This is a genomic window from Streptomyces sp. NPDC059003 (genome assembly GCF_042740445.1).
In the GTDB taxonomy this organism is placed as follows: domain Bacteria; phylum Actinomycetota; class Actinomycetes; order Streptomycetales; family Streptomycetaceae; genus Streptomyces.
This window is the reverse complement of sequence record NZ_JBHYJH010000057.1, coordinates 42,438-52,193: the sequence shown is the minus strand read 5'-3', so window position 1 is coordinate 52,193 and position 9,756 is coordinate 42,438. Positions and strand designations below refer to the sequence as shown.

Here is a 9,756-nt window from a genome sequence, read left to right as displayed (position 1 = left end):
GCGCCGGAGAGAAGGGGGTCTGGGGGCGGAGCCCCCAGGGGGAGTCACGATGTCCCGCCAGCGGGACAGGGGACCCCACGCGTACCCAGAGCCTTGCGTTTACGCCAACCGCGCCGCCACCGTAGATCGACACGACGCCGTCGAAAGGCGCGGTGGGATGAGGGGAAACGACGTGGGACACACCGGCATCGACACGGACGTGGTGATCGCGGGCGCCGGGCCGACGGGCCTGATGCTCGCCTGCGAGCTGGGCCTCGCGGGCGTCGACGTGGTGGTGGTCGAGCGCCTCGCCGAGCCGACGGGCGAGTCCCGCGCCGGCGGCATGCACTCGCGCACCCTGGAGGTACTCGACCAGCGCGGCATCCTCGACCGCTTCCTGGAGCTCGGCGAACCGCAGCCGGTGGGCCACTTCTCCGGCCTCTACCTGGACTTCGACGAGTCCGAGTCCCGCCACCCCTACCCGCTGATGATCCTGCAGCACGTCGTCGAGCGCCTCCTCGAGGAGCGCGCCGCCGAACTCGGCGTGCGGGTGCGCCGTTCCGCCGGCGTGAGCGGGCTGCGCCAGGACGAGGACGGCGTGACGGTCGAGCTGGACACGGGCGAGGCGGAGCCCGCGACGCTGCGCGCCCGCTACCTCGTGGGCTGCGACGGCGGCCGCAGCACGGTGCGCAAGCTCGCGGGCATCGACTTCCCCGGCACCCCGGCGACGATGACCGCCCTGATCGGCGACGTCGAACTCCCCGATCTGGACGAGGACTACATCTGGGTGCGGCGCGTCCCGGACGGCGACTACTCGGTGATCGCCTTCGAGCCCGGCTGGTACCGGGTGATCACGTCCGAGTACGACCACGTCGCGGACCGCGACGAGCCCGCGACGTTCGAGCAGCTCAGGGACTCCCTGATCAGGCTCGCGGGCACCGACTACGGCATGCGCAACCCCAAGTGGATCTCCCGGTTCGGCGACGCCGCACGGCAGGCCGCCCAGTACCGCGACGGCCGGGTGCTGCTCGCGGGCGACGCGGCGCACATCCACTTCCCGGCCGGCGGCCAGGGCCTGAACATGGGCGTGCAGGACGCGGTCAACCTCGGCTGGAAGCTCGCCTCGGTGATACGCGGCCAGGCGCCGGAGAGCCTCCTCGACACCTACCACGACGAGCGCCACCCCGTCGGCGAGCGCGTGCTGCACAACACCCGGGCGCAGGCGGCCCTGAACCGCCCCGGCGTCGCCACGGACGCGCTGCGCGACGTGTTCGGCTCGCTCATCGTCTTCGACGACGTCAACCGGCTCCTGCGCGGCATGCTCACCGCCCTCGACCTGCGGTACCCGGTCGAGGGCGGCAGCCACCCGCTGGCGGGCCGCCGGGTCCCCGACGCCGACCTCAAGACGTCCGACGGCGAGTCGTACGTCTACGCGCTGCTGCACGAGGGCCGCCCCGTCCTGCTCGACCTGCGCGGCAGCGCCGAGGTGGCCGCGGCCGCCGAGGGCTGGACCGACCGCGTCGACCTCGTCGAGGCGCGCAGCGAGGACGACCACTGGCCCGTCCCGACCGTCGGTGAGGTCCCCGCGCCCGCCGCGCTCCTGATCCGCCCCGACGGCCACGTCGCCTGGGTGGCCGCCGCCGACGGCACGCCCGACACCGCCGCGCTCCGGACCGCCCTCACCACCTGGTTCGGCCCGGCCGCGCAGGGCTGAGACTCCGGCCTCCCCCGTCCGTCCGGGCCCGCACGACGGACCCGGACGGACGGGGAGCTCCTAGCCGCCCGCGCCCGCAAGCATCCGCTCCACCCCCGCCCAGTCCTCCGCGTCGACCGCCGGGGACGGCGGCGACGTCAGCAGGCCCTGGTCCTTGAAGCCGCTCGACGTGGAGACGCACACCACCGGCCCGTCCTGCGGCCCCAGTTGCCGCAGCCCGGCGAGCCCCGCGGCCGCCGACAGCTCGGCCCACACCCCGCTCCGCGCCAGCTCCCGCCGGGCCGCGGCCATCTCCTCGTCCGTGACGAGCAGGCCCGCCCCGCCGCTGTCCCGCACCGCCACGACGCCGCGATAGCCCCCTACGGGGCAGTCGATCGCGTACGCGGCCGTGGTCCCGACACGGACGTGCGCGGCGGGCGCCCCGGACCGCAGGGCGGCGGACAGCGGGCCACCGGCCGCGGGCTCGCAGCTGTAGAGCCGCGGCACCCGCTCCGCGTACCCGAGCCGCACCAGCTCGGTGAAGCCCTTCCACACGCCGAACAGCATCTCTCCGTAGCCGGTGGGTACGAACACCGCGCCCGGGACGGTGCCGAGGTCGGCGAAGATCTCGTACGCGATGGTCTTGTAGCCCTCCGGGCCGAAACCGTGACCCGTGTGCGCGGCGGGCGTCAGATTGCTCACCGGGTGGTAGCCGAGCCGGTCGACGACCTTCCGCATCAGCGGCCACCGGTCCTCGGCCGGCACGCGCAGCACGACCGCTCCGTACGCGCTCAGGAACGCGTCGACCGCGGGCGGCACGTCCGTCGACGTCAGGACGGCGCAGCGCAGGCCCGCGCGCGCCGCGTACGCCGCCGCCGACGCGCCGTGGTTGCCGGACGAGGCCACGACGACGCCCTCCGCGCCGACGCCGACGGCCGCGCTCACCGTGATCCGGTTCAGCCGGTCCTTGTGGCTCCACGTCGGGTTGCGGGACTCGTCCTTGAGCCACACGCCCTCGTCGAGCGGGACCAGCGGCGTGCCGCCCTCGGCGAGGCCCGGCGCGTGCAGCGGGGGCAGCAGGGCCGCCCAGCGCTCGTGGCCGCGCGGCCGGTCCGCCGCCGTGGCCAAGTAGTCGGCGGGGAGCTCGTCGTAGGCGTAGGCGACCTCCACCGGGTACGCGACGGAGTCCGTGCTCGTGACGGGGCAGCCCTCGGTGAGCGGCGGCCACAGCGGGAAGCGGGCGGAAGGGTCGCCGAGCGAGCGCTGGCCGGTGGCCAGGGACGCCACCGGGTCGGGGGCCTTGCCGGGACCCTTGTCGGGACCGTTGCCGGGGGCCTTGTCGGGTGCCGGGAGCGGAGATGTCATGGGTCAACAGCCTAGGCGCCCCTGACATTTGGCGACATGTGACGGGCCCGGCGCGGGCCGGTACGGCGGTGGACGTACGCGGGCCGCCCGCCGTACTCCGTGGGGAGACCCGGCGGTTCCGACCACCGGCTGCCGTGGTTGTCAGCGCTCGCCCGTACCGTTGACGCATGGATCTACGACTGCCCGGAGCCGGGGCCTGGAAGGCGGCGCTGCGCGGGCCGCGGCGGCTCCTGTCCGCCGCGGCCGCCGTCGTGCTGCTCGTGGGCGTGGTCGCGTGGACGGCCCTGTCGGCCCTGGCCTCGGACGACGGCGCGGACGTGCGCCGCTCGGACCGGACGCTCGTCACGGCGGGCGGCGGCCGCGGCGGCCCCGAGGTGCGGATCGACACGTCGTACTTCACCGCCGGAGACCCCGCCGAGAAGCGGCCCGCCGTCCTCCTCGGGCACGGCTTCGGAGGCAGCAAGGACGACGTGCGCGACCAGGCCGAGCGCCTCGCCCGCAAGGGGTACGCGGTCCTGACGTGGTCCGCCCGCGGCTTCGGCCGGTCCACCGGCCGGATCGGACTCAACGACCCCAAGGGCGAGGTCGCCGACGTCTCCCGGCTCATCGACTGGCTCGCGAAGCGGCCCGAAGTGCGGCTCGACAAGGCCGGTGACCCGCGCGTGGGCATCACGGGCGCTTCGTACGGCGGAGCGGTCTCGCTCCTGGCCGCCGGGTACGACCGGCGGGTCGACGCGATCGCCCCGGTGATGACGTACTGGAACCTGTCGGACGCGCTGTTCCCCCAGGGCGTGTTCAAGAAGCTGTGGGCCGGGATCTTCATGAACTCGGGCGGCGGATGCGACCGGTTCGAGCAGCGCCTGTGCGAGATGTACGAGCGCGTCGCGGTGTCCGGCAAGCCCGACGCGAAGGCCCGCGGCCTGCTCGCCGGGCGCAGCCCTTCCGCCGTCGGCGACCGCATCAAGGTGCCCGCCCTGATCGTGCAGGGCCAGCAGGACTCCCTGTTCCCGCTCGGTCACGCCGACGCCATGGCCAAGGCCGTCCGGGGCAACCACGCGCCCGTGGCCGTCGACTGGATCGCGGGCGGCCACGATGGCGGGAACGTGGAGACGGACCGCGTGCGCGGCCGCGTCGGCGCGTGGTTCGACCGCTACCTCAAGGACGACAAGGGCGCCGACACCGGCCCCGCCTTCCGCGTCACCCGCACCGGAGGCATCGACTCCACGGACGGCGCGGCGACGCTGCGCGGCGCGACCGGCGACCGGTACCCGGGGCTCGCCGCCGGCGTGCGGGAGATCCCGCTCGCCGGGCGCCCCCAGACGTTCGACAACCCTCCGGGCGCGGCCCCGCCCGCCGTCTCCGGGCTGCCAGGACTCGGCGCCGCGGGCCGCGGGACCGGCGGCCTGGACCAGCTGTCCTCGCTCGGCATCGGCGTCTCGCTCGACTTCCCCGGCCAGTACGCCGCGTTCGAGTCGAAGCCGCTCACCGAAGACCTGCGGATCACCGGCGCCCCGACCGTGCGCGCCCACGTGAAGTCCGACAGCGAGGACACGGTGCTCTTCGGGAAGGTGTACGACGTCGGGCCCGACGGCGACCAGCGCGTCCTGCCCGCCCAACTCGTCGCCCCGGTGCGGGTGCCCGGCGCCGTCGACGGCAAGGACGTCGACCTGACGCTGCCCGCCGTCGACCACGAGCTGAAGAAGGGCCACCGGCTGCGGCTCGTGCTCGCGTCGACCGACCTCGGCTACGCCTCACCGGCCGACCCGGCCGCGTACACGGTGACGTTGAAGAGCGGCCTGAGCGTGCCCACGGCCCCCGGAGTGAAGACCGCCGCCGCGCCGCTGCCCGCCTGGGTGTGGTGGCTGCCGCTCACCGGCGCGGCCGTGGCCGTCGCCCTGCTGCTCCTCGGCCGCAGACGCACCACCGCGCCCGCCCCGGACCCCGCCCTCGCCGAGGTCCCGCTGCAGATCACGGACCTCAGCAAGCGGTACGCGAAGTCCACCGACCGGTACGCGGTCCGTGACCTCTCCTTCCGCGTGGAGAAGGGCCAGGTCCTCGGCCTCCTCGGGCCGAACGGCGCGGGCAAGACGACGACCCTGCGGATGCTGATGGGCCTCATCCGCCCGGACGCGGGCGAGATCCGCGTCTTCGGCCAGGCGATCCGGCCGGGCGCGCCGGTCCTGTCCCGCGTCGGCGCGTTCGTCGAGGGCGCCGGATTCCTGCCCCACCTGTCGGGCCGGGAGAACCTGGAGCTGTACTGGCGCGCCACCGGCCGCCCCGCCGAGGACGCCCACCTGGACGAGGCCCTTCAGATCGCGGGCCTCGGCGACGCCCTCGCCCGCGCCGTGCGCACCTACTCCCAGGGCATGCGCCAGCGCCTCGCCATCGCCCAGGCGATGCTGGGCCTGCCGGACCTGCTCATCCTGGACGAGCCGACGAACGGCCTCGACCCGCCCCAGATCCGCGAGATGCGCGAGGTGCTGATCCGGTACGCGGCGGGCGGGCGCACGGTCATCGTCTCCAGCCACCTCCTCGCCGAGGTCGAGCAGTCCTGCACGCACCTGGTCGTCATGGACCGCGGCCACCTCGTCCAGGCGGGCCCGGTCGACGAGATCGTGGGCTCCGGCGACACGCTCCTGGTCGGCCTGTCGTCCGACGTCCCGGACCCGCTCGTCGAGAAGATCGCGTCCCTCCCGGGCGTGGCCTCGGCGGAGCGCGCCGAGGGCGGCCTCCTGGTCCGCCTGGACACCGGCTCCGCCGCCACGGCGACGGCCCTCCTGCCCGAACTGGTCCGCCTGGAAGTCCCCGTGGCCTCCCTCGGCCCGCACCGGCGCCTGGAGGACGCGTTCTTGACTCTGATCGGGGGAGCGGCGTCGTGACGGCGGACGGGAGCGGTGCCGGTGGAGTGGGGGATGAGCGTACGAGGACGGGGAGTGCGGGGATGTCGGGGAACGGTGGGATGACGCCTGGGAATGGGAAGAGGGCGACGGAGGTGGAGGCGGGCGATGGCGCGGCCGGAAGCACCACGGTGGTTGCTGCGGTCGTTACGGGTGCCGGGGGTGCCGGGGGTGCCGGGGGCGCCGTGGGTGTCGGGGGTGCCGGGGGTGCCGTGCGGGACACCGCCCCCGGCTACCGCCCGGCCCGCACCCTGCCGCTGCGCGTGGAGGCGATCCGCCAGCTCAAACGGCGGCGCACGCTGGTGATGGGCGGAATCCTCGCCCTGCTGCCCCTGGTCCTCTGGCTCGCCTTCACGGTCGCCGGATCCCCCGGCGGCCGCAACGACCAGGTGACGCTGATGGACACGGCCACGGCGTCGGGGGCGAACTTCGCGGCGACCTGCCTGTTCGTGTCGGCGGGGTTCCTGCTGGTGATCCCGGTGGCGCTGTTCTGCGGCGACACCGTGGCCTCCGAGGCGGGCTGGTCGAGCCTGCGCTATCTGCTCGCGGCGCCGGTGCCGCGGGCGCGGCTCCTGTGGTCCAAGCTCGTCGTCGCGCTGGGCCTGAGCGCCGCCGCGATCGTGCTGCTCCCGCTGGTCGCGCTCGCCGTCGGCACGGCGGCGTACGGGTGGGGGTCGCTGGAGATCCCCACCGGCGGCACGCTCGACGCGGGCACCGCCACGCGGCGCCTGGCCGTGGTCGTCGTCTACGTCTTCGTTTCCCAACTCGTCACCGCGGGACTCGCGTTCTGGCTCTCCACGAAAACGGACGCGCCGCTCGGGGCGGTCGGCGGGGCAGTGGGCCTCACGATCGCCGGGAACGTGCTGGACGCGGTCACCGCGCTCGGTGACTGGCGCGACTTCCTGCCGGCGCACTGGCAGTTCGCCTGGGCCGACGTCTTCCAGCCCACTCCGGAGTGGGCCGGCATGCTTCAGGGCTCCGCCCTGTCGGTCACGTATGCGCTGGTGCTCTGTGCGTTGGCGTTTCGGGGCTTCGCCCACAAGGACGTGGTGTCCTAGGAGGACAACCTTGCCACTCCGGTGTGCCCCCCACCCCCCAAGCAACTGGCGCACCACTGCCCCCTGAGCCCTGTCCCCCACCGCTACAGCGCCGATTCCTCTCCCACCCGCCCGCAGGGCGAACGCCCCTGGCGTGCCTGCCCCACCGTCGGCGCCTGCGGCCCCCCACCGCTACCGCGGCGGTTCCTCTCCCACCCGCCCGCCCGTTTCCACCCTCCCGCGGGGCGGACGCCCCTGGCGGGCCTGCCCCACCGTCGGCGTCTGCGGGTCCCCGCCGCTATCGCGGCGCTTTCTTCCCCACCCGCCCGCCCGTTTCTGCCTTCCTGTGGGGTGGATGCTCCTGGTGGGGCTGGCCCGCCGTTGGCGTCTGCGGGTCCTCGCCGCTATCGCGACGGTTTCTTTCCCACCCGCCCGCCCGTTTCTGCCCTCCCAGCGGGTGGACGCTCCCTGTGGGGGTGGTTCGCCGTTGGCGGCTGCGGCTGGGGCTTGGCGTGTGTGCAGGTCCCGCCGCTATCGCGGCGGCTTCCTCCCCGCCCGCCCTCCCATGGCCTGCCGCCCCGGGCGCACCCCTGCCCCGCAGCCGCCGACGGCGAACCACCCCCACCAGAGGCGCCCACCGGCTGTGAGACCAGAAACGGGCGGGCGGGTGGGAAACAATCCGCCGCGGTAGCGGCGCCAACCCGCAGATGCCGATGGCGGGGCAGTCCCACTGGGGGCGTTCGCCCCACGGGAGGGCAGAAACGGGCGGGCGGGTGGGAAAGAAGCCGCCGCGGTAGCGGCGTGGGCCGATTGACGCCGATGGCGGGGCAGTTCCACTGGGGGCGTTCGCCCGTGGTCAGGGTGGAAACGGGCGGGCGGGTGGGAGAGGAGCCACGGAGGCAGCGGCGGGGGTGACACCCCCGCTCACCCGCAGAGCACCTCCTCCGCCCGCACCGGATCATTCGGGAACCGAAACCCCGTACGCCCCAGCGCCCCACTCACATTCCGCCAGAACCGCAAAGGCGTAAGCGCCCCCCGCGTCGCATCCCGCAACTCGGCAAGCCCCCCACACCCCAACGCCCGCCGCGCAGCGGCGACCCGCCCCGCGTCAAGCCCGCCCGGCACCACCCCGGGCGCCCCCCGATCGGCCACGATCCACTCGTCCGGCAGCCGCTTGTCGTGCCCCACGCGCGCGTGGGCGATCCGCTCGGAGTGCGCGGCGAGGGGATACGCAAGACCGATGGGATCGAGCGCGGCACCGTCGAGCGGAACGACGGTCCCGTTGAACCCGAGGGTGACATAGGCACCGGTCACGGAGGGGGAGCCGGCCCCGACGGGGGTCCGGGCGAGGAGCAGCGTGGGCTCCCCGCGCCGCACGGCGTCCCGTACGTCCCGCGCGTACGCGGCGTTGTACGCGTACCCACCGAAGGTGTGCCGCAGCGGATGCGCGGCCGCGTTCTGCCGCACGTACACCCCGCGTTCGTCGGCGATGCCACCGGGCCCGATGAGCCCCTCGTACGGAATCCGCAGCACGGCCGCGCACACGAGCGCCCAGACACCGACCCCGGCGAAAGCGAGCGTCCACGCGCGCGTGGCGGGCACGACGAAGACGGGAAGCAGCATCAGGAGCAGCCCGGGCAGGAACATCCGCCCGTGCATGAAGTCCCCGCCGACCTTGATGACGTACCCCCAGCACAGCACCCCGGCCACGACAGACGCGCACACGGGAACGAGCGGCACACCCCACCCACCGAACCCGCCCCACTCACCGCGCCCGCCGCGCCCACCGCGCCCCCCACCCCCGGCCGACGGCAGCACCGCCGCCACGATGAACAGCCCCGGCAGCCACAGCAGATAGGGCCCGGCGAAGTCGCCGAGATAGCCGAACCCGCGCGCCCACAGGCTGTACGAGGCCTCCTTGGTGACGCCGGGCAGCGGCACCAGGTGCCCGTAGTAGCCCATGCGGAAGATCTCGTACGAGACGGGAAGCGCGCCCGCGACGGCGGCACCGGCGAGCGCGCCGCGCCGGGTGGGCCGCGCGGTCAGCCACTGCGCGGCGAGGAACACGGCGGACACCAGGGCGAGGTCGGGCCGTACGAGGGGTCCGAGACCGAGCACGAAGGCGGTGCCGAGCGCCCGTGGGCGCGTCACGAGCAGCAGCCAGGAGCCCGCGATCCAGCAGGTGGCGAGCCCGGTTTCGAGCCCGGAGGTGGCGAAGTCCCAGACGGGCGGCAGGGCGAGCGGCACCAGCGCGCCGATGGGCAACGGCACCCAGCCAGCCCGGGGCGCCCCCACGGAACCGGAGCCCACCCCATCACGCGCCGCCCCCAGGGACCCGGACCCCACCCCTCCACCGCCCCCGGCGCGCAACCGCACCGCCCCCCAGGCCCCGAGCGCGAACCCGCCCGCCGTGAGCAGCAGCCCCCCGTACACGGCGGCGGAGACGACGTCGACGCCGAGCAGCCCGGCGAGGGCGAGGAGCCACTGCCACAGCGTGCCGGTGGATGACTCGGCGCGCTCGCCCGCGTTGAAGACGGGGCCGTTGCCCGCGAGGATCTGCCGGACGGTGCGGACGTAGATGTGGGCGTCGTCGGACATCCAGCGCCGCTGGAAACCGGCGACGGCGATCGCCAGCGCGGGCAGCAGGCACACGGCGATCAGCAAGGGGTGCCGCACGGCGGCGGGACGGCCGCCCGCGCGGCCGACGAGGGCACGGGAGTCCTGGACAAGGGGGCGGACAAATGTCATGCACCGTACTTCGGCGCAGGTCAGCACCGCCTTGAAC

The 9,756-nt window shown here is 74.6% G+C and carries 5 protein-coding genes; 3 read left to right on the top strand and 2 right to left on the bottom strand.

Features of this window, described 5'->3' with window-relative positions; translation table 11 throughout:
• The first annotated feature begins 157 nt into the window (after positions 1–157).
• Positions 158–1,693 (top strand): FAD-dependent monooxygenase, encoded by a 1,536-nt coding sequence (locus ACFWZ5_RS21115; protein ID WP_384806910.1) that lies wholly within the window; start codon positions 158–160, stop codon positions 1,691–1,693.
• Between the two features lie 60 nt (positions 1,694–1,753).
• Here ACFWZ5_RS21115 and ACFWZ5_RS21110 read toward each other — a convergent pair whose 3' ends face one another.
• Positions 1,754–3,037 (bottom strand): pyridoxal-phosphate dependent enzyme, encoded by a 1,284-nt coding sequence (locus ACFWZ5_RS21110; protein WP_384805882.1) that lies wholly within the window; start codon positions 3,035–3,037, stop codon positions 1,754–1,756.
• A gap of 167 nt (positions 3,038–3,204) precedes the next feature.
• Here ACFWZ5_RS21110 and ACFWZ5_RS21105 point away from each other — a divergent pair, with 167 nt between their 5' ends.
• The gene (locus tag ACFWZ5_RS21105) at positions 3,205–5,916 is read left to right on the top strand and encodes an alpha/beta fold hydrolase (RefSeq protein ID WP_384805884.1); all 2,712 of its coding nucleotides are present in this window, start codon (positions 3,205–3,207) and stop codon (positions 5,914–5,916) included.
• A gap of 230 nt (positions 5,917–6,146) precedes the next feature.
• Positions 6,147–6,992: an ABC transporter permease gene (locus ACFWZ5_RS21100; RefSeq protein WP_384805886.1), complete on the top strand. Its 846-nt coding sequence runs from the start codon at positions 6,147–6,149 to the stop codon at positions 6,990–6,992.
• A gap of 903 nt (positions 6,993–7,895) precedes the next feature.
• On the opposite strand, the gene ACFWZ5_RS21095 is transcribed toward ACFWZ5_RS21100, so the two are convergent.
• Positions 7,896–9,719, bottom strand: a complete 1,824-nt coding sequence (locus ACFWZ5_RS21095; RefSeq protein ID WP_384793566.1) for a hypothetical protein — start codon at positions 9,717–9,719, stop codon at positions 7,896–7,898.
• Positions 9,720–9,756 lie beyond the last annotated feature (37 nt).

What these genes read in the sequence shown, in the direction of transcription:
- ACFWZ5_RS21115 (WP_384806910.1), top strand. Translation starts at nt 158, where the DNA reads ATGAGGGGAAACGACGTGGGACACACCGGCATCGACACGGACGTGGTG.
- ACFWZ5_RS21110 (WP_384805882.1), bottom strand. Translation starts at nt 3,037, where the DNA reads ATGACATCTCCGCTCCCGGCACCCGACAAGGCCCCCGGCAACGGTCCC.
- ACFWZ5_RS21105 (WP_384805884.1), top strand. Translation starts at nt 3,205, where the DNA reads ATGGATCTACGACTGCCCGGAGCCGGGGCCTGGAAGGCGGCGCTGCGC.
- ACFWZ5_RS21095 (WP_384793566.1), bottom strand. Translation starts at nt 9,719, where the DNA reads ATGACATTTGTCCGCCCCCTTGTCCAGGACTCCCGTGCCCTCGTCGGC.